This window comes from Phenylobacterium sp. (genome assembly GCF_035569475.1).
Taxonomy (GTDB): Bacteria; Pseudomonadota; Alphaproteobacteria; order Caulobacterales; family Caulobacteraceae; genus Phenylobacterium.
The window spans coordinates 64,628-83,765 of the sequence record NZ_DATMNA010000020.1 but is presented as its reverse complement, the minus strand read 5'-3'; the positions used below and the strand labels follow the sequence as shown (position 1 = coordinate 83,765).

Annotated in this window: 16 protein-coding genes, 1 tRNA gene and 1 pseudogene; 14 read left to right on the top strand and 4 right to left on the bottom strand. The window is 70.0% G+C overall.

Annotated features, from left to right (window positions below):
* Positions 1 to 38: 38 nt before the first annotated feature.
* Genes VNW53_RS03155 through VNW53_RS03145 form a run of 3 tightly spaced genes read right to left on the bottom strand, consistent with a single transcriptional unit; the run spans position 39 to position 2,784 of the window.
* Positions 39 to 1,043, bottom strand: coding sequence for a Gfo/Idh/MocA family oxidoreductase (locus tag VNW53_RS03155; RefSeq protein WP_325553585.1), 1,005 nt, complete (start codon positions 1,041 to 1,043; stop codon positions 39 to 41).
* 8 nt (positions 1,044 to 1,051) lie between these two features.
* Positions 1,052 to 1,999 carry a fatty acid desaturase gene (locus VNW53_RS03150; protein ID WP_325553584.1) on the bottom strand — a complete coding sequence of 316 codons (948 nt, stop codon included), beginning with the start codon at positions 1,997 to 1,999 and terminating at the stop codon, positions 1,052 to 1,054.
* Between the two features lie 35 nt (positions 2,000 to 2,034).
* Entirely contained in the window at positions 2,035 to 2,784 is a 750-nt protein-coding gene (locus VNW53_RS03145; RefSeq protein ID WP_325553582.1) for a CDP-alcohol phosphatidyltransferase family protein, read from the bottom strand.
* Positions 2,785 to 2,931: 147 nt separating this feature from the next.
* Between VNW53_RS03145 and VNW53_RS03140 the strand changes: the two genes are divergently transcribed.
* The 14 genes and pseudogenes from VNW53_RS03140 (at position 2,932) to fdhE (ending at position 18,942) form a co-directional block, all read left to right on the top strand.
* Positions 2,932 to 4,155 carry a DegT/DnrJ/EryC1/StrS family aminotransferase gene (locus tag VNW53_RS03140; RefSeq protein WP_325553581.1) on the top strand — a complete coding sequence of 408 codons (1,224 nt, stop codon included), beginning with the start codon at positions 2,932 to 2,934 and terminating at the stop codon, positions 4,153 to 4,155.
* Complete coding sequence (locus VNW53_RS03135) at positions 4,152 to 5,219, top strand: bifunctional UDP-4-keto-pentose/UDP-xylose synthase (protein ID WP_325553580.1); 1,068 nt, start codon at positions 4,152 to 4,154, stop codon at positions 5,217 to 5,219. The genes VNW53_RS03140 and VNW53_RS03135 overlap by 4 nt, the downstream gene beginning before the upstream one ends.
* 8 nt (positions 5,220 to 5,227) lie before the next feature.
* Entirely contained in the window at positions 5,228 to 6,040 is an 813-nt protein-coding gene (locus tag VNW53_RS03130; protein ID WP_325553579.1) for a hypothetical protein, read from the top strand.
* 208 nt (positions 6,041 to 6,248) lie between these two features.
* Positions 6,249 to 6,659, top strand: coding sequence for a UrcA family protein (locus tag VNW53_RS03125; protein WP_325553577.1), 411 nt, complete (start codon positions 6,249 to 6,251; stop codon positions 6,657 to 6,659).
* 303 nt (positions 6,660 to 6,962) lie between these two features.
* Positions 6,963 to 7,601 carry a GNAT family N-acetyltransferase gene (locus VNW53_RS03120; protein ID WP_325553576.1) on the top strand — a complete coding sequence of 213 codons (639 nt, stop codon included), beginning with the start codon at positions 6,963 to 6,965 and terminating at the stop codon, positions 7,599 to 7,601.
* On the top strand, positions 7,574 to 9,133 hold the full coding sequence (locus VNW53_RS03115) for a N,N-dimethylformamidase beta subunit family domain-containing protein (RefSeq protein ID WP_325553575.1): 1,560 nt from the start codon (positions 7,574 to 7,576) through the stop codon (positions 9,131 to 9,133). The genes VNW53_RS03120 and VNW53_RS03115 overlap by 28 nt, the downstream gene beginning before the upstream one ends.
* Positions 9,134 to 9,284: 151 nt before the next feature.
* Positions 9,285 to 10,694, top strand: a complete 1,410-nt coding sequence (gene selA, locus VNW53_RS03110; RefSeq protein WP_325553574.1) for an L-seryl-tRNA(Sec) selenium transferase — start codon at positions 9,285 to 9,287, stop codon at positions 10,692 to 10,694.
* Positions 10,695 to 10,730: 36 nt separating this feature from the next.
* A pseudogene (gene selB / locus VNW53_RS19885) lies at positions 10,731 to 12,563 on the top strand (selenocysteine-specific translation elongation factor); the annotation flags it as partial.
* A gap of 117 nt (positions 12,564 to 12,680) precedes the next feature.
* Positions 12,681 to 12,776: transfer RNA gene (locus VNW53_RS03100), tRNA-Sec, on the top strand.
* 23 nt (positions 12,777 to 12,799) lie between these two features.
* Entirely contained in the window at positions 12,800 to 13,180 is a 381-nt protein-coding gene (locus VNW53_RS03095) for a hypothetical protein (protein WP_325553570.1), read from the top strand.
* Between the two features lie 151 nt (positions 13,181 to 13,331).
* Complete coding sequence (gene fdnG, locus VNW53_RS03090) at positions 13,332 to 16,403, top strand: formate dehydrogenase-N subunit alpha (RefSeq protein WP_325553619.1); 3,072 nt, start codon at positions 13,332 to 13,334, stop codon at positions 16,401 to 16,403.
* Positions 16,404 to 16,430: 27 nt separating this feature from the next.
* Complete coding sequence (gene fdxH, locus VNW53_RS03085) at positions 16,431 to 17,342, top strand: formate dehydrogenase subunit beta (protein WP_325553568.1); 912 nt, start codon at positions 16,431 to 16,433, stop codon at positions 17,340 to 17,342.
* The gene (locus tag VNW53_RS03080; protein ID WP_325553566.1) at positions 17,339 to 18,004 is read left to right on the top strand and encodes a formate dehydrogenase subunit gamma; all 666 of its coding nucleotides are present in this window, start codon (positions 17,339 to 17,341) and stop codon (positions 18,002 to 18,004) included. Before fdxH ends, VNW53_RS03080 begins: the two co-directional genes overlap by 4 nt.
* Positions 18,001 to 18,942: a formate dehydrogenase accessory protein FdhE gene (gene fdhE, locus VNW53_RS03075; RefSeq protein ID WP_325553565.1), complete on the top strand. Its 942-nt coding sequence runs from the start codon at positions 18,001 to 18,003 to the stop codon at positions 18,940 to 18,942. Before VNW53_RS03080 ends, fdhE begins: the two co-directional genes overlap by 4 nt.
* 21 nt (positions 18,943 to 18,963) lie before the next feature.
* Here the strand turns inward: fdhE and VNW53_RS03070 are convergent, their stop codons facing one another.
* Positions 18,964 to 19,131, bottom strand: a complete 168-nt coding sequence (locus tag VNW53_RS03070) for a hypothetical protein (RefSeq protein WP_325553563.1) — start codon at positions 19,129 to 19,131, stop codon at positions 18,964 to 18,966.
* Between the last annotated feature and the right edge of the window lie 7 nt (positions 19,132 to 19,138).

The following is a 19,138-nucleotide window of genomic DNA, read 5'->3' as shown; positions in this document are numbered from 1 at the left end:
GCTGCGCACTCCACCACAGGATATAATATTCCACAACACTACCTATAGATGTCCCTGGCGTCAGATCGCGGTCCACGCCGGCTGGAGGCCGCCCGGCGGATCGCCGCCACGGCCTGCAGGTCGCCCAGGCAGTCCTGCGGGCGGTTGCGTCCAGGCCGCCCGCCGCGCACCGCCTCCACGAAGGCCTCGGCCTGCTGCCGGAAGCCGTCCTCGTGCGGCGGAAACGCGAATTCCTCGGCCTCGCCGCCGCTCAGAAGGCGCAATCGCCCGGGGCCGTCCTCGCCCGGCGCGATATCCAGGCTCGCCCGCTCTCCGAACAGCATTACGCGCCAAGTCCCCTCCTCGGCGGAACGGACATAGCCGGCGGTCAGGCTGGCCAGGATGTCGCCCGGAAACCGAAGCAGGGCGCAGCAGGTCTCCTCGCGCACGTGGAGGTCGCCTCCGTGCACCAGCCGGTTGGCGGCCGCCGCGACCACCACGGGCTCGCCCAGCATCCAGCGAAGCGGATTTAGGAAGCAGTAGGTCATGTGGCTGAGCGGCATGCCGCCGCTGAGCGCCTCGTTGCTGTACCAGCTCGCCGGATCGCAGTCCCAAAGCGCCACTGCGTTCACCGCCAGGACGCGGCCCAGCCGCCCGGAGGCGATCAGGGTCCGGGCGGTTTCCCACACCGCCTTGTAGCGGGCCTCGAACCCGGCCTCGACCACCACGCCGCGTCGCGACGCCGCGCGCGCGAGCCTGCGCCCCGCTCCGGACGTCAAGGCGAGCGGGCCGCCGAGGAGAAGATGCCAGCCGTGGTCGACCGCCCAGAGCGCGATCTCGTCCTGGACATGGTGGGGCGTCTCGACGAGGACGGCCTGCGGGCGGGTGACGGCCAGCTCCCGATAGTCATCGAAGGCCGGGGCGCCGCCGAAGTCGCTGGCCAGGGCCTCGGCGCTGGACCGGCGCCTGGCCGCGACGCCGCACACGGCGACGCCTCCGGTGGCGGCAAGCGCCTCGAGCCGCCGCCGCGCCATACGGCCCGCGCCGACAACGGCCAGGCGCAAGGGTTGGCTCACGAAGACGAGGCCCTGACCGCGTGGCGATAGAGGTGCCATCTCCGGTCGAGGATGAAGCTGACCATGAGGGCGATCCGCGACCGGAACACCGGCGTGTCCCGATAGAATTCCGGCGCCATCCTGGAGACCCGCGGAAGCCGGCTCCAGGCGATCCGGGGAAAGTCGTGGTGCTCGGCGTGGTGGCCGAAGTTGCATTCGAGCAGGCTTGCCCAGCCCACGTAGTTGCCGGTCTCCTGGCCCTCGGCGACCACGAAGTGCTCCTGGATGACGCGCGTGCCCAGGGGATGGAAGCCGATCGACAGGGCGTAGCTGAGCGCCAGATAGGCGAGCGCCCTGGGCCCCCAGAAATCCAGGACGCCGATGCCGGCGGCGATCTGGATCGCGGTGTTGGCGATCATCCAGCCGGTCCAGAACGGCTCGCGGCCGCGAAACTTGGCGGTTCGAAGCCCCTGAAACACCGGGAACGCGGCCAGCCAGAGCGCCTTGCGCCAGGCGCTGTCGCCCACCCAGCGCGCCTCGGCCTGCGTGGGGATGCCGACGTCCATCTCGTAGTCGCCCATCGCGGCGTGGTGCCACCCGTGATAGTGGAAGAAGGCCATCGCCGAAGGGGTCACCAGGCCGAGATTGGCGACCAGGGCGATGGCTCGATTGGCCTTTGGGCCGCGGAAGATCAGGCCGTGCTGGGCCTCGTGGATCATCGCCGTGAGGTTCGCGGCCAGGAGGGCGCCGGGGCAGACGACCGCCGCCGCGACGATCCAGAGGCTCACCGCGCTCAGCGCCGCCGCCAGGGTCAGGTGCGCGGCGACCAGGAGGACGACCAGGATCGCCGAGGACCGCGCGGGGCCGAAGAGCTGGCGGATTTCCGGATGGGCGAGAAGGATCCGGCGACGGCGTGAACGCTCGGCCTGCGCTCCCGCGCTGACCCGGAAGGCGCCCAGCGCCATGGGGGTGCAAGGAAGCGTCGGAGCGCCCGGCATCGTCAGGCCAACCCCGCGCGCGGGCCACGGATGGTTCGCAGACCCCCGAAGACCAGCAGGGCGGCAAGCGAGCCTGTCGAGCCGGCGACCGCGGCGATCCGCCACCCCGCGGCGCCCGCGTCCTGGGCGGAGATCGCCAGCAGCAGCACGCTGCTCACGACCCAAAGGCCGGTGATCGCCGCCAGCCACCGACGATGCTCCCGTACGCGGACGGGATGAACGAAGAGAACCGGCAGGAAGGTCAGGGCCGCGCACAGGCAGACGACCGCAAATCCCACCGCCTGAGGCGCCCGGCAGGCGAAGAGGTAGAAGGCGACCAGGTTCCAGAGCGCCGGGAAACCTCTGAAGTAGTTGTCCTCGGTCTTCAGGTCGCTGCGGGCGTAGTGATAGAGCGACGAGACCAGGATCAGGATCGTCGCCGCCAGGGCGAGCGGGGCGGGCACCAGCCCGGCGCGATAGATGAACAGCGCCGGCACGAAGACGAAGGTCAGGTAGTCGACGACGAGATCGAGCGTGGCCCCGGAAATCGTCGGGGTGACGCGGTCGACCCGCGACCAGCGCGCCAGCGGACCGTCGATCCCATCGATCATCAGGGCGACCGTCAGCCAGGCGAGCGCCGCGCCCCAGGCTCCCTTCTCCACGGCGAGCAAGGCCAGGAACGCCAGGACGGCGCCGCTGGCGGTCAGCCCGTGAACCAGCCACGCCCGGACAAGCCCGGCCAGGCTCGAAGGCGGCGGTGGAGGCGGGTTCATGATCGGACTCCGGGGCGCGGCTCCAGGGCCAGGACTCTCGTGGGGAGTATTTTCCAGCGTTGCTACTATAGGATGATCATGTTTTCCTAAGCGGACGGGCGCAGACCCGCAAGTGCCGCGGGGGCGTCATCGATGATTGGATCAGGCTTGGCGTCGCCGCCCCGCCGCGAGGAATTCCTGCCCTTCTCCCGTCCCATGATCGAGGACGATGAGATCGCCGAGGTCACCGCCTGCCTCCGGTCGGGCTGGCTGGCCTCAGGCCCCCGCGTGGCGCAGTTCGAGCAGATGTTCCGCGAGCGGCTGGCTGCGCCCCACGCCATCGCCGTCAGCTCCGCCACCGCAGGCCTTCATCTCGCCCTGCACGCTCTCGGAGTCGGGCGCGGCGACGAAGTCATCGTGCCTTCCCTCACCTGGGTTTCGACGGCGAACGTGGTCGAGCTCCTCGGCGCCCGCGCGGTGCTGGCCGACGTCGACCCCGATACCCTGCAACTCGACCCGGCCGAGGTCCGCCGGCGTCTGAGCCCGCGCACCAAGGCGGTGATCCCGGTCCATTTCGCGGGCGCGCCCGTCGACCTGGAGGGTGTCCGCCAGGCGGTCCGCGGGCGTCCCGTGGCGATTGTCGAGGACGCCGCCCATGCCCTGGGCGCCGCCTTCGCCGGCCATGAGATCGGATCCGACAGCGCCGTGGCGGTCTTCAGCTTCCACCCGACCAAGAACATCACGACCGGCGAGGGCGGCATGGTGATCTGCGCGGACGACGCCCTGGCGGCGCGGATCCGGCTGCTCCGGTTCCACGGCGTCGCCAAGGACGCCTGGACACGGCATGGCCGCGGGGCCGCGCCCAGCTACGAGGTCGTCGAGCCCGGCTACAAGTACAACATGATGGACATCCAGGCCGCCCTCGGCCTGCGGCAGCTTCCCAAGCTGGACCGCTTCAACGCCGAACGGCGCAGGCTGGCGGGCCGCTACGACGAACTGCTGGCCGGGGTTGCGCAGGTGGCCGCCATCGGCCGGCCCACCTACCCCTGCGAGCATGCCTGGCACCTCTATGTGGTCAGGCTCGACCTCGCCGCCCTGCGCGTCGATCGGGACGAAGTGATAGCCGCCCTGGCTCGAGAGAACATCGGCGTGGGCCTGCACTTTGCGGCGCTGCACCAGCAGGCCCACTACCGCCGGCGCCGCGGCGACGGCCCGCCCCTGCCCAACGCCACCGCCGCCGCGGCCGAGATCCTGTCACTACCCCTCTATCCCGGCTTGGCGGACCAGGATCAGCGCGACGTCGTCCAGGCGCTCATCCGGGTGCTGGACGCCAACCGGATCGATCCGGCGTCGCCGGCCGAAAACCGGCGGCATGCGGAGGTCGCGCGGTGAAGGTCCTGATCCTGGGCGTCAACGGCTTCATCGGCAGCGCGCTCACGCGCCGGATCCTCAGCGACACCACCTGGTCCGTCTGCGGGGTCGACCTCCACGACTTCCGGCTGGCGACGGCCTTGGACCACCCGCGGATGAGGTTCCTGAAGGCCGATCTGACGCAGGATCGCGGGCTGATCGACAGCCTGATCCCCGCCTGCGACGTCGTGCTTCCGCTGGCCGCCTACGCCCTGCCGGCGAGCTACATCAAGGACCCCCTCGGCACCTTCGAGCTCGATTTCGAGGAAAACCTGCGGATCGTGCGGCGGGTCGCCGAGGCCGGGGCCCGGCTCATCTTCCCCTCGACATCCGAGGTTTACGGGATGTGCGAGGACAGCCTGTTCGACGAGGACACCAGCCGGCTGGTGCTGGGCCCGATCGCCAAGGAGCGATGGATCTACGCCTGCTCGAAGCAGCTCCTCGACCGCGTGATCTGGGCCATGGGCGCCCAGGGCCTCAACTTCACCCTCTTCAGGCCCTTCAACTGGTTCGGGCCCAGCCTGGACGACATCCGCCAGTCGGCCCCGGGCAGCGCACGGGTCACGACCCAGTTCCTCGGGCACCTCCTGCGCGGGGAGCCTATTCCGCTGGTCAACGGCGGCGCGCAGCAGCGTTCATTCACCTATGTCGACGACGGCATCGACGGGCTGATGCGCATCCTGCAGAATCCGGACGGCCTCGCCGACCGCGCCATCTTCAACCTCGGCAACCCCGACAACTGCGTCTCGATCCGCGAGATGGCCACCATCATGATCGAGGAGCTGTCCGCGTTCCCGGGGTTCTCCGGCCTGTCGGGAGACGCGGTGATGCACGAGCTCGCCGGATCGGCCTACTACGGCGCGGCCTACGACGACGCGGTCCACCGCAGGCCCAGCATCGAGAACGCCCTGCGGCTGGGGTGGTCGCCCAAGGTGCCCCTGCGCCAGGGGCTGCGCCTGGTGATCGCCGACGCGCTCGCCTCGGGCCGGTGGCGGCCCAAGGATGACGCGCCGCCCACCGCCGATGCCCTGAAGGCCTACGCCTGAGCCCCTCCATGGCCGGCGCTCCCACCTGCATCAGCTGGGCCACGGAAAACTACGCCCACCTTGCCCGGGGCCTGCGCGAGGACTGCGCGCGCCTGGGCTACCGGCACCATCTCTACGAGGTCGACGCCCACTACCTCTCGCTGATGAAGGCCTGGTGCAACCACCCGCACATCATACGCCGGGGCGTCCTCGAGTTCGGCCATATCCTGTTCCTGGATGTCGAGTGCCGCCTGCTCAAGCCCCTGCCGCCATCCTGGCGCGCGCCATTGGTCTCCATGCGCCACCCCGCCCAGAAATTCTGGATCCGGTACAACTCCGGCACGGTGATGGCCGACGAGAGCTGCCTTCCCTGGATCGACACCTGGATCGCGATCATCGAGGATTGGGGCCTGGGCGACCTGGAGCCCGACGACTTCGTCCGCTGGCCGGGCGACCTGTGCGACGAGCTGGCCCTGTCCGCGGCCCTGGCCGCGCACGGCGTGACGGTGACGACGCCGGACCTCGAATATGTCGACCGCGACTATCCCGCCGAGCTGGCGCGAGGGCTCTGGGCCAATCCCGGCACCATAGTCCAACACCCGACCCAGCATCACTGGCCGAAGGAAGCCGACGCCATCGAGTGCAAGAAGCTCTTCTGGCAGAACTTCCCCGGGGACCCGCGATCGGCGGACGCGCTGTTCTCCGAACCCTCGGGGATCGTCGAGCGCGACGGCTGGACCTTCGACACCGCGGCGCTCACCTATGCGCCGAGCGAATATTGGCCCGCCGATCCCAGACCCTGGACCTCCGAGCCCGTCACCTTGACCTCCGCGCAGCGCTAGAGACCTTCCCACCCAGGTTGGATCAACCTGGGTGGGAAGGTCTCCAGGTGAGTATAGGCGACGCCCCTGTCTTTTCCCGGCTGACTTGAATTCAAGCCAGCCCGTCGCCTTGCAAGGATGTTAGGCTCGCGACGGGGCCGATGAGAGGCGTCCAGCCCATCTGATGGCGCCGGTCTGAGCCGGCGCAAACCAGAAGGAACCCTCTCTCATGCGTAACCTGATTGCCCCCGCGGCCCTCGCCGCCGGCCTGATGCTGGGGTCGGCCGCCCTCGCCGCCCCGCCGCAACCCGCGACCGCGGACGCCGGCATGGCGACGTCGGCGGCGCCCGTCGTGCAACGCGAAATCGTCGGGCGCACCTCGATCGGCGCGCCGATCGAGGAGATGACCGTGTCGCGGCCGATAAGCTACGCCGGCCTGAACCTGGCCAACCCGGCGGACGTCAAGGCCATCGATCGGCAGATCCAGACCGTGGCGCAGAAGGATTGCGCGGAGCTGCGCGCTCAAACCGACGACTTCATGAACCCGACCCTCGACGGCGGCCATTGCGTCAGGTCCGCCGCGAGCGAGGCAAGGTCGTCCCTCGGCGCCGCGATCTCTGGCGCCAAGGCTCTGCAATAGCTTCAACGGACGTCCGGCGGCGAAGGTCGCCGGGTTGGATCAGGGATCGAACCCGGTGATGACGGGACCGGAGAGTCCGAGGTTGGCGTCCGCAACTTGCGAGGCGGTCCCGTCGACGTGTCGAGGGCCCCTGTCGCAGATGCGGGCGCCGCCTCCGCCCTGCCCGTCATGGGCGCAAGCGCGAACCAGCCCTCGGCCCGGACTTGTCGCGCGCCGTAAAAGCGGCAAGGCTGTCGGCGAGGCGCCGCCTTCCGGGTCGATGAAGCCCTCTTGGTCGAAAGGCCTGCAGGATGGAAGAGGGTCATGGATATTGAGACGCTGCGGCGCGAAGCCCAGGCTCCGGTCACTGCGACGCGGGCGCAGCTCGACGATGCGGCGCACGATCTCGCGGCCGCCTTCGTCGACGATCCCCTCTTCAACTGGTTCATGCGCGGGGACGCCGGCCGGCACGCCGCGCGCGAGCGGTTCTTCAAGGTCATCCTGAGGGAAGTCGCCTTCCCGGACGGGCGCATCCAGCGGCCGGCCAGCGGTGCGGCCGCCGCGGTCTGGATCGATTCCGAGAACCTCGGGCCGCAGCCGGTCCACCGCGAGCTGCGCGGCCTGCCGATGCTGCTGAACGCCACCGGCCTGTCGCGGTTCGGACGGCTGCTGACCCTGCGCAAGGCCATGGACGGCCACCACCCGATGGAGCGCCCGCACGACTACCTGTGGTTCCTGGGCGTGAGGCCCGACGCGCAGGGGCACGGCCTGGGCTCGCGGCTGCTGGCCGCCCAGACCGCCCAGCTCGACGCCCGCGGACGCGCCAGCTTCCTGGAGACCGCCACGCCGCGCAACGTGCCGCTCTACCAAAGGCACGGCTACGAGATCGTCTCCGAGTACCGGCCCGCGCCCGACGCGCCGGTCTGCTGGTCCATGTGGCGCGAGCCGGCGCGGGCGTCGTGATCGCCTGCTACACGGACCGCACCTCGCTGCAGCCCGGCGAGGGGTTCTCGCTCCACGCCTCCACCGACGCCGGCCCCTGCCGTCTCGAGGTGGCCCGGATCGGGGCGGCGCGCGAGACGGTGCTGGTTCGCGAGGGCATCGCCGTCGGCGCCCATCCCACGCCGAACGACGCCGACCGGAACGGCTGCGGCTGGCCTGCCGCGGCGCAGGTCGAGATCGGGGCGGACTGGCGCAGCGGCTACTACGACCTGGCGCTGACCAACGCCGCCGGCGAGACGGCGCGCCACTTCGTCTGCGTGAAGGCGGCGCCGGCGAACCGCCGTCGCATGGTGCTCGTCCTGACCACCAACACCCTGCACGCCTACAACTACTGGGGCGGGGCCAGCGCCTATTGCGACGTCGAGGCCTTGATGTCGCGCCGGGCGGGCCTGGCCGAGGCCATGGCCGGGGCGATCGGCGTGCTCTCCACCCAGCGGCCCTTCCCGCCCCTGCTGCTGGCGGCGCCGCAGGACATGCCGCGGCTGGTCAACCTGGAGAAGCGCGGCTTCGAGCAGCGGCCCTGGGCCGGCGCCGATCCGGCCTGGTCGCGCGCCCACGGCCAGTCGCCCTACGACGGCTCCGCCGGCTATCTGAACAAATGGGAGCACGTCTTCGTCTGCTGGGCCGAGACCGCGGGCTACGACTTCGACTACCTCACCGACTACGACCTCGACGCCGATCCCGAGGCGCTCGCGCCCTACGACGTGGCCCTGCTGGTCGGCCACAGCGAGTACTGGTCGGGGCCCCAGCGCGACCGGATCGAGGCCTGGGTCGACGGGGGCGGCCGGCTGGCGATCTTTTCCGGCAACACCGCCTTCTGGAAGGTGCGCTGGGAGGACGCGGGCCGCACCCTGGTCTGCCACAAATGGAAGGGCGAGACGGCGGAAGAGGTCGATGCGGCCGACGCCACCCACCTGTGGTCGCATCCGATGTTCGCGCGGCCGGAAGCGGCGATCACCGGCCTCAGCTTCATCTTCGGGGGCTATCACCGACTCGGACTGTGCGCGGCGCGCGGCGCGGGCGGCTATACGGTCTACCGGCCGGACCATTGGGCGCTGGCCGGCGCCGACCTCTATTGGGGCGACGTGTTCGGCGATCAGGTCCCCCTGCTGGGCTACGAGAACGACGGCTGCCCGATCGCCTTCGGCGACGACGGCCTGCCCGCGCCGCGGCCCGGCCTTGGCGTGCCGGCCGGCCTGGAGATCGCAGCCATGGCGCCGGCGGCTTTCGCGGAGTCGCCCAGCCCCTATCGCCCCCTGATCCCGCCGGAACAGCTCGATGTGGTCGCCCAGATCGCGTTCGGCGATGACGGCCCGCAGGCCCAGGCCCGGGTCCTGCGCGGCCACGCGGTGATGGCCAGCTTCCGACGCGGCAAGGGCGAGGTGTTCAACGCCGGGACCACCGAATGGGCGCACGGCCTGGGCGCCGGCGACCCGTTCGTCGAGCGCATCACCCGCAACGTGCTCGAGCGGTTTCAGACGGCCGCGACCTAGACCCTGTCCGTCTGCGGGTCCAAATGGGGGCGATCCATGCGATGCTGGGGGCGCCAGATCATCGTGCAGCGGTCGGAGCCTCCCGCGCCGGCCGAGGTTGGAAACCATGTCGGACCGATCTTTGTCGCTCGGCGCGGCGCTGGAGCCGCCGATGGAACAGCCGCCCCGCGCGCGGCTGCGCGATCTGGCGTCGGTCAGCGCCGTCCTCAACACCGACCTCGCGGCCACGCTCCTCGACCGCTTCGGCCGCCAGGCCGCGACCGCCGCCATCCGCGCCGTCCTGGACGAGGCGCGGCAGGCCGTGCGGGCCGGTGCGCCTTCGGCCCCGACCGCCGAAGACCTGACCCTGGCGGCGCTGGCCCGGCTGGAGGCGCAGGCGCGCTCGGACCTGCGGCCGCTGTTCAACCTCACGGGCACGGTGCTGCACACCAACCTGGGCCGCGCCGTGCTGGCCGAGGCGGCGATCGAGGCCGCGGTGGCGGCCATGCGCGAGCCGATGGCCCTGGAATATGACCTAAGGTCCGGCCGCCGCGGCGAGCGTGACGACCATGTGCGCGGACTGCTCTGCGACCTGACCGGCGCGGAGGACGCCACCGTGGTCAACAACAACGCCGGCGCCGTGCTGCTCGCTCTCGCCACCCTGGCCGGCGGCCGCGAGGCCATCGTCTCGCGCGGCGAGCTGATCGAGATCGGCGGCGCATTCCGCATGCCGGACATCATGCAGCGGGCCGGCGCGCGGCTGGTGGAAATCGGCACCACCAACCGCACCCACGCCAAGGACTACCGCGCCGCCGTGACTCCCGAGACCGGGGTGATCCTGAAGGTCCATACCTCCAACTACCGGATCCAGGGCTTCACCGCCGAGGTCGGCGCCGCGGAGCTGGCGGTGATCGCCGCCGACGCCGGGGTGCCGCTGATGCACGACCTGGGCTCCGGAACGCTGGCAGACCTCTCGCGCTACGGGCTGCAGCGCGAGCCCACCGTGCGCGAGGCGGTGGCGCATGGGGCCGGGATCGTGACCTTCTCCGGCGACAAGCTGTTGGGCGGGCCACAGGCGGGCTTCATCGTCGGCGACAAGGCCCTGGTCGCCGCGATCAACCGCAACCCGATGAAACGGGCCCTTCGGGTGGACAAGATCCGGCTGGCGGCGATCGCCGCGACGCTGCGGCTCTACGGCGACCCCGACCGGCTGGCCGAGCGCCTGCCCACCTTGCGCCTGCTGGCCCGGCCCAAGGCCGAGATCGCCGCCCAGGCGCGGCGGCTGGCGCCGGCCGTGGCCCAGGCGGTCGGCGCGGCCTTCACCGTGGTCCCCTGCGACTGCCGCAGCCAGATCGGCTCCGGCGCCCTGCCGCTGGACACCCTGGCCAGCGCCGGGCTCGTCATAAGGTCGGATCGGGGCGCGCGCGCGCTGGAGGCCCTGGCGGCGGCGCTGCGCGGCCTCGACTGGCCGGTGATCGGGCGGATCGAGGACGGCGGGCTGGTGCTCGATCTGCGCTGCCTCACCGATGAAGCGGCGTTCCTCGCGTCCCTCTCGGGCCTGGACAGCGATGCCCTGGCGTGAGCGCCCGGCGGCGCGGCGCCCTGCGGGGCCGGCGCCATGATCGTCGGCACGGCGGGTCACGTCGATCATGGCAAGACCGCCCTCGTGAAGGCGCTGACCGGCGTGGACGGCGACCGGCTCAAGGAGGAGAAGGCCCGCGGCGTCACCATCGACCTGGGCTTCGCCTACCTGCCGACCGCCGGCGGCCAGGTGCTCGGCTTCGTCGACGTGCCGGGGCACGAGCGCTTCGTGCGCACCATGCTGGCCGGCGCCACGGGCATCGACTTCGCCCTGCTGGTGGTCGCCGCTGACGAGGGCGTCAAGCCGCAGACCCTGGAGCATCTGGCGATCGTCGACCTGCTTGGCGTCGGACAGGGGCTGGTGGTCCTGAGCAAGGCCGATCTGGCGACGCCCGAACGGCTCGCCGAGGTGTCCGCCCAGCTCCGGCCGGCCATCGCCGGAACCGTGCTGGCGGCGAACGACGCCCTGCCGGTGTCCGCGGTGACCGGCCAGGGGCTCGAGGCTTTGCGCGGCCACCTGACCGCAGCCGCCGCGGCCCTGGCGCAGCGCTCGGCCGAGACCCGGTTTCGCCTGGCCGTGGACCGCGCCTTCACCCTGCAAGGCGTGGGCGTCGTGGTCACCGGCACGGTGCTGTCGGGCGCGGTGCATGTCGGCGATCAGTTGCTGGTCAGCCCGTCCGGCCTGCCGGTGCGGGTGCGTTCGCTGCACGCGCAGAACCGGCCGGCTGAGACCGGGCGGGCCGGCGACCGTTGCGCGCTCAACCTGACCGGCCCGGGGGTGTCGAAAGAGGCGGTGGGCCGGGGCGACATCGTGCTCGATCCCGCCCTGCATGCGCCGGCCGACCGGATCGACGCGCGGCTGCGCGTCCTGGGCGGCGAGGCCAAACCCATCGGCCAGTGGTTCCCGGTCCGGCTGCATCACGCCGCCACCGAGGTCGGCGCCCGCATCGTCCCCCTGGGTGACGCGCCCCTTGAGCCCGGCCAGGAAGGCGACGTCCAACTCGTGCTCGAGCGGCCCATCGCCGCGGCGTTGCAGGACCGCTTCGTGCTGCGCGACGTCTCGGCCCGGCGCACGATCGGCGGCGGCCGCTTCATCGACCTGCGCGGCCCGGCCCGGCGGCGGCGCACGCCCGAGCGGCGCCGGCAGCTCGCCGCCCTCGCCCTGCCCGAGCCCGCCGCCGCCTTCGCGGCCCTGCTGGACGCCCCGCCGTTCGCCTGGGACCTGGCGGCCTTCGCCCGCGACCATGCCCTGTCGGCGGCCCAGGCCGAGCGGCTGGCCGCGCAATCGGGGGTGGTCCAGTTGCAGGCCGGCGCCGCCGGCGTCGCCATTTCGCCGGAGCGCTGGCGCGGCTTCGCGGGCGACCTGGCCAGCCAGCTCGGCGCCTATCACGCCGAGAACCCCGACCTGCAGGGCCTGGGCCGGGAAAAGCTGCGCCTGCAACTGCAGCCGCGGCTGACCCCGCCGGTGTTCGTCGCCGCCCTCCAGCGGCTAGCCGGGGCCGGCGAGGTGGTCCTGGACGGCGCCTTCGTGCGCCTAGCCGGCCACACGGTGCGGCTGGCGCCGGCGGACGAGGCGGCCTGGGCCCTGGTCGCGCCGCGCCTGGGCGGGGCGGAGCGGTTCCGGCCGCCGCGGGTGCGCGACCTCGCCGAGACGACCGGCCGCCCGGAGCGCGACATCCGCCGGCTGCTCAAGCTCGCGGGACGACTGGGTTGGGCGGACGAGATCGCGCAGGATCACTTCTTCCTGCGCCCGACCGTGCGGGAGATGGTCGCGATCGGCGTGGAGGAGGCCGGCCGGGCGCAGGGCGGCGCCTTCACCGCCGCGCAATTCCGCGACCGCGTCGACAACGGCCGCAAGGTCGCCATCCAGATTCTCGAGTTCTTCGACCGGCACGGCGTCACCCTGCGCAAGGGCGATCTGCGCCGAATGAACCCGCATCGGCTGGACCTCTTCGGCCCGGTCGTGGTTTCATCGGTCGATGCGGATGGAGGAGAGTCGTCCCTGGTGGGGCGTTCGGACTTCAAATCCGAGTGGGGCAGCGAGCCTGTCCCAGGTGGGTTCGACTCCCATTCTCTTCCGCCATCCCCGCCCCGGAGCAGATCCTGATGGTTGCGGATTACGCGACGGATTTCGACGAGTGGCTGGTCGAGACCTTCACCCGGGTCGGCCCCTTCACCTCTCTGATCGTGTTGGTGGAGATCGGCGAGACGACGGTCGGGCTGTTGCGTTCGTCCTATCTGCACATCATCGGCGACGAGACCCGCTGGCCTGAGATCCTCGAGATGTTCGCGGGCGCCGGCGCGGCCTGGGATGGGGCGGCCTTCTACCAGGCCGATCGCGCCGGACTGGTGCGCGATCCGGTGGCGCGCCACCGTCTGCAATCGCTTCTGCGCCACCTCGAGGGCGACCGCTCCCTGTTGAAGCATGCGGACTTCTTCGACCGGCGTGGGCTGCGGCTGAAAATCGAGGAAATTGCACCGTCATGAACGGTTCGGAATTCGCTTGAAACCAACCGATGATTCGGCGAGTTATGCGGTCGGACCGGGTGTTTTTGAATCGATCTCCGACGTGGATCGTGTCTTTAATGACGCGTTGACGTTAGGTCGGTTCGCAGGAGCGCGTGGCCCGCCCATGACAATGGCTCTCAGTCGACGGGGCTTCATCAAGCTTACCGGGGCCGGTCTGGCCGCGTCGAGCTTGGGCGCCCTCGGCTTCGCCGCCGCGGGCCCGGCGCTGGCCGACTCCGTGCGGCCCTTCAAGCTCACCCACGCCACCGAGACGCGGAACACCTGCACCTACTGTTCCGTCGCCTGCGGCATCCTGATCTATAGCCTTGGCGACAAGGCCATCAACGCCACCTCCAACATCATCCACATCGAGGGCGATCCCGACCACCCGGTGAACCGCGGCACGCTCTGCCCGAAGGGCGCGGCCCTGCTCGACATCGTGCATGCGCCCACCCGCCTGAAGGTCCCCAAATACCGCGCCGCGGGCTCCAGCGAGTTCAAGGAGGTCTCCTGGGACTTCGCGCTGGACCGCATCGCCACCCTGATGAAGAAGGATCGCGACGCGAACTTCCTCGCCAAGAACGCCGCCGGGACCACGGTCAATCGCTGGGTCAGCACAGGCATGCTGGCGGCGTCGGCCTCGTCCAGCGAAACCTCCTACCTGACCTGGAAGGTCGCCCGTTCGTTCGGGATGCTGGTCTTCGACAATCAGGCGCGCGTTTGACACGGACCGACGGTGGCCAGTCTGGCTCCAACATTCGGTCGAGGGGCAATGACCAACACATGGCAGGATATCAAGAACGCCAATGTGGTGGTGGTCATGGGCGGCAACGCCGCTGAGGCCCATCCGTGCGGCTTCAAGTGGGTCGTCCACGCCAAGATCGAGAACCACGCCAAGCTGGTCGTGGTCGATCCGCGCTTCACGCGCACCGCCTCGGTGGCCGACGTCTACGCCCCGATCCGGCCCGGAACCGACATCGCCTTCCTGAATGGCGTGATCCGCTACCTGCTCGAGAAAGACCTCATCCAGCACGACTATGTGCGGGCCTATACCAACGCCAGCCTGATCGTGAAGGACGGCTTCGGCTTCGAGGACGGGCTGTTCACCGGCTACAAGGAAGACACCCACAGCTACGACAAGACGAGCTGGGACTACGAGCTCGACGGCCAGGGCTACGCCAAGGTCGACGACAGCTGGCAGGATCCGCGCTGCGTGATCAACCTGCTGAAGAAGCACGTCGATCGCTACACGCCGGAGATGGTCTCGCGCATCTGCGGCACGCCCCAGGACAAGTTCCTGGAAATCTGCGGGCTGTTCGCCAGCACCTCGGCGCCCGACAAGGCGATGACCAGCCTGTTCGCCCTGGGCTGGACCCAGCATTCGGTCGGCGCCCAGAACGTCCGCGCCATGGCGATGGTCCAGTTGCTGCTGGGCAACATCGGGGTGGCCGGCGGCGGGATGAACGCGCTCCGCGGCCATTCCAACATCCAGGGCCTGACCGACGTCGGCCTGCTGTCGACCTCGATGCCGGGCTACCTCCTGCTGCCGAAGGAGACCGAACCTACCTACGCGCAATATATGTCGACGCGGCAGTACAAGCCGCTGCGCCCCGGACAGACCAGCTATTGGCAGAACTACGGGAAGTTCTTCGTCAGCTTCCAGAAGTCGATCTACGGCGCGGCCGCCACCGACGGCAACGATTGGGCCTATGACTGGCTGCCCAAGTACGATGGCGGCGGCTACGACATCATCCGCGCCTTCGAGATGATGAACAACGGCCAGATGAACGGCTACATCTGCCAGGGCTTCAACCCGATGCAGGCCTTCCCGGACCGGGGCAAGATCCGCAAGGGCCTGGGCAAGCTGAAATATCTGGTGGTGATGGACCCGCTGGACACCGAGACCTCCCGGTTCTGGGAGAACCACGGCCCGCAGAACCCGTCGGATCCGTCCAAGATCCAGACTGAGGTCTTCCAGTTGCCGACCACCTGCTTCGCGGAAGAGGACGGCTCCCTGGTCAATTCGTCCCGCTGGATGCAGTGGCACTGGAAGGCGGCCAACCCGCCGGGCGAGGCGCAGACCGACATCTGGATCATGGCCGGCATCTTCCACCGCATGCGGGAGATGTACCGCAAGGAAGGCGGCGCCTTCCCCGATCCGATCCTCAACCTCACCTGGAACTACACCGATCCCGTCGATCCAGGTCCGGAGGAGCTGGCCAAGGAGATGAACGGCCGGGCCCTGGCGGACATCACGGACCCCACCGGCGCGGTCACCGTGCACGCCGGCCAATTGCTCGACAGTTTCGGGCAGTTGCGCGACGACGGCACGACCACCTCGGGCTGCTGGATCTTCACCGGCAGCTTCACCGAGAAGGGCAACATGATGGCCCGGCGCGACGCGACCGATCCGCGCGAGCAGGGCCTCGCGCCGAACTGGGCCTGGTCCTGGCCGGCCAACCGGCGGATCCTCTACAACCGCGCCAGCGCCGACCCTGCCGGCAAGGCGTGGAATCCGCAGAAGCCGGTCATCGAGTGGAACGGGACCAAGTGGGTGGGCATCGACGTGCCCGACTACGTGCCGACCACCAAGCCCGAGGATTCCGTCGGCCCCTTCATCATGAACGCCGAAGGCGCCGGGCGGCTGTTCGCCCGCGACCAGATGGCGGAAGGCCCGTTCCCAGAGCACTACGAGCCCTTCGAATCCCCGACGCCGAACCTGCTGCATCCGAAGGTGAAATCAAATCCCGCCGCGCGGGTGTTCCCCGACGACAGGGCCAACTTCGGAACCGGCGCGGACTTCCCCTATGTCGCCACCACCTATCGCCTGACCGAGCAATTCCACTTCTGGACCAAGCACGCGCTGATCAACGCGATCCTGCAGCCTGAGGAATTCATCGAGATCGGCGAGGCCCTGGCCAAGGAAAAGGGGATCACGCAGGGCGGCTGGGTTCGGGTGTCCTCGAAGCGCGGGTTCGTCGTCTGCAAGGCCTATGTGACCAAGCGCATCAAGCCGATGCAGGTGGACGGCAAGCCCACGCACGTGATCGGCGTTCCGATCCATTGGGGCTTCACCGGACAGGCCCGCAAGGGCTTCGGCGCCAACACCCTGACCCCGTCGGTGGGTGACGCCAATTCCCAGACGCCGGAGTTCAAGGCGTTCCTGGTCAACATCGAGAAAGCGAGTGGGCCCGCGGCCTGACGCCGCCGCGGGTTCGAGGAGTCGTCCATGTCCGGTCTGCAGTCACAGGACTACATCAGGCGCTCGGCGTCGACCCTGACGCCGCCCTCGGCCCGCCGCCACGAGCTGGAGGTGGCCAAGCTGATCGACGTCAGCCGCTGCATCGGCTGCAAGGCCTGCCAGTCCGCCTGCATGGAATGGAACGACCTGCGCGGCGAGGTCGGGCATTTCCGGGGGTCCTACGACAATCCCCATGACCTGGACCCCAATACCTGGACCCTGATGCGGTTCACCGAATGGGAGAACGACAAGGGCGACCTGGAGTGGCTGATCCGCAAGGACGGCTGCATGCACTGCGAGGATCCCGGCTGCCTGAAGGCCTGCCCCGCGCCCGGCGCGATCGTGCAGTACGCCAATGGAATCGTCGACTTCAACAGCGACGCCTGCATCGGCTGCGGCTATTGCGTGAAGGGCTGCCCGTTCGACATCCCCCGCGTCAATCCGACGGACCACAAGTCCTACAAGTGCACCCTCTGCTCCGACCGCGTCTCGGTCGGGCTGGAGCCCGCCTGCGTCAAGTCCTGCCCGACCGGCGCGATCATGTTCGGGTCGAAGTCGGACATGAAGGCCTGGGCCGGCGAGCGGGTCGCGGAGCTGAAGTCCCGAGGCTTCGCCAACGCCGGCCTCTACGACCCGGCGGGCGTCGGCGGCACGCATGTGATGTACGTGCTGCACCACGCCGACAAGCCGTCGATCTATGCGGGCCTGCCCAATCACCCGGCCATCAGCCCCTTCGTCGAGCTCTGGAAAGGCGGGGTGAAACCCCTCGCCGTGGCCGGCATCGCGCTGGCCGCGATCGCCGGCTTCTTCCACTCGGTGGTCGCAGGCCCGAACGAGGTGCAGCCGGAAGACGAGGCGCGAGGGCGGCGCCTGGTCGATCGCGAGGACGACGCGAGATGATCTATCCCGAGGGAACCGTGCTCCGCTACGCGACCGTGACCCGGGTCAACCACTGGATCACGGCGATCTGCTTCGTGTTGCTCACCCTGTCCGGCCTTTCGATGTTCCACCCGATCTTCTTCTTCCTCTCGGCGCTGTTCGGCGGCGGCCAATGGACCCGCGCCGTGCATCCCTGGATCGGGATCGTCCTGGCGCTCAGCTACGCGGGCCTCGTGTACCAGTTCTGGCGCGACAACTTCTGGACCCCGGACGACACCGCCTGGGTGCGCAAGTTCGACCTCATCCTGGTCAACGAAGAGGAAGGCGTTCCCGAGGTCGGGCAGTTCAACGCCGGCCAGAAATTCGTCTTCTGGGCCATGGCCCTGCTGATCCCGGTGCTGCTCTTCACCGGCCTGGTGATCTGGGAGGTCTATTTCTCCGCCTTCACGCCGCTGGTCGTGCAGAGGATCGCCGTCCTGCTCCATTCGCTCGCGGCGATCGCGGCCATCCTGGTCTGGATCGTTCACGTCTATGCGGGGATCTGGGTCCGCGGGTCGATGCAGGCGATGACCCGGGGCTATGTGACGCCGGGCTGGGCGTGGCGGCATCACCGCAAATGGCTGCGCGGCCTGACCGGCGCCAGGTCGCCTGGCCCGACGTCACGCCCTGAGGGGGTTCCGTGAGACAGGGCGAGGTCGCCCCCAACGGGCCTTGGATCGGCAATCCGCAGGGCGGCGTCGACGCCCCCGATCCGCTGATCCTGCCCGATCCCGCCGCGCGCTTCGCCGCCACCGCGGCGCGGCTGGAGGTCTTGGCGGACGGCCACGCGATGGCCGACTGGCTGCGCTTCATGGCCGGCCTTGCGCAGGCCCAGCATGACGCCCTAGCGGCCCTGGGCCCCCTCGCCGGCCCCGACGCAACCCTGGTGCGGCAGGCGGTGGAGGCGCGCATGCCGCCGCTCGCCGCCGACGGCCATCGCCGCCATCCGCTGTGGCGCGAGGGCCTGGCCGCCCTGCTCGACAGCTCCGAGAACGGGCGCTTCGCCGGCACGATCCCCGCGGACGCGCGCACGGTGATGCGCAGCCTGCGCGCGCGGGGCGCCGCGGCGCAGGAAAAGCTGGCGGACGACTTCCTGAGCGGCGGCGTGGCCCCCGCCGAAACCGGCGCGACGCTCTATGTGGCGGCGGCGCTGCAGGTCTATTTCACCCGCCTCGCGGGGCAGTTGCCCGCCGAGGACCTGCGGCTGCTGCCGGAGCGCGGCCTTTGTCCCTGCTGCGGCTCATTGCCCGTGTCGGGCGTGGTGACAGCGTCCGGGCGGGCGCCTGGAACGCGCTACCTGCACTGCTCGCTCTGCTCCGCGGCCTGGAACCACGTGCGGGCGGTCTGCATCACCTGCGGCAAGTCGGGGGCGCTATCGCTGATGAGCGTCGAGGGCGAGTCCGGCGCGGTCCGGGCCGAGGTCTGTGGCGACTGCCGCAGCTACGCCAAGATGCTCTACCAGCCGCAGGACATGAAGGTCGATCCCGTGGCAGACGACCTCGCCTCGCTGGGACTGGACGTCCTGGTCGCCGAGGCCGGCTGGTCGCGGCACGCGCCCAATCCCCTCGTGCTGACGGGGTAGCCGCTCGCGCTCGCGACGCGCCTAGCCATGTACGATCGTGAAGATGGCCATGGCGGTGGTCAGGCAGATGAACATGCGAAGGCCGATCAGGGCCGCCTGGGTCCCGCGGCCCAACGGCATCGGCGGGAAGGGAGCCGGAGCCGCCAGCGCGCGGGGGCGTCGGTCGGGGTGGCGATCGAGATGGGTCATGGCTTCG

What these genes read in the sequence shown, in the direction of transcription:
- VNW53_RS03130 (WP_325553579.1), top strand. Translation starts at nt 5,228, where the DNA reads ATGGCCGGCGCTCCCACCTGCATCAGCTGGGCCACGGAAAACTACGCC.
- selA (WP_325553574.1), top strand. Translation starts at nt 9,285, where the DNA reads ATGGAACAGCCGCCCCGCGCGCGGCTGCGCGATCTGGCGTCGGTCAGC.
- VNW53_RS03125 (WP_325553577.1), top strand. Translation starts at nt 6,249, where the DNA reads ATGCGTAACCTGATTGCCCCCGCGGCCCTCGCCGCCGGCCTGATGCTG.
- VNW53_RS03095 (WP_325553570.1), top strand. Translation starts at nt 12,800, where the DNA reads ATGGTTGCGGATTACGCGACGGATTTCGACGAGTGGCTGGTCGAGACC.
- VNW53_RS03120 (WP_325553576.1), top strand. Translation starts at nt 6,963, where the DNA reads ATGGATATTGAGACGCTGCGGCGCGAAGCCCAGGCTCCGGTCACTGCG.
- VNW53_RS03150 (WP_325553584.1), bottom strand. Translation starts at nt 1,999, where the DNA reads ATGGCGCTGGGCGCCTTCCGGGTCAGCGCGGGAGCGCAGGCCGAGCGT.
- VNW53_RS03070 (WP_325553563.1), bottom strand. Translation starts at nt 19,131, where the DNA reads ATGACCCATCTCGATCGCCACCCCGACCGACGCCCCCGCGCGCTGGCG.
- fdxH (WP_325553568.1), top strand. Translation starts at nt 16,431, where the DNA reads ATGTCCGGTCTGCAGTCACAGGACTACATCAGGCGCTCGGCGTCGACC.
- VNW53_RS03080 (WP_325553566.1), top strand. Translation starts at nt 17,339, where the DNA reads ATGATCTATCCCGAGGGAACCGTGCTCCGCTACGCGACCGTGACCCGG.
- VNW53_RS03145 (WP_325553582.1), bottom strand. Translation starts at nt 2,784, where the DNA reads ATGAACCCGCCTCCACCGCCGCCTTCGAGCCTGGCCGGGCTTGTCCGG.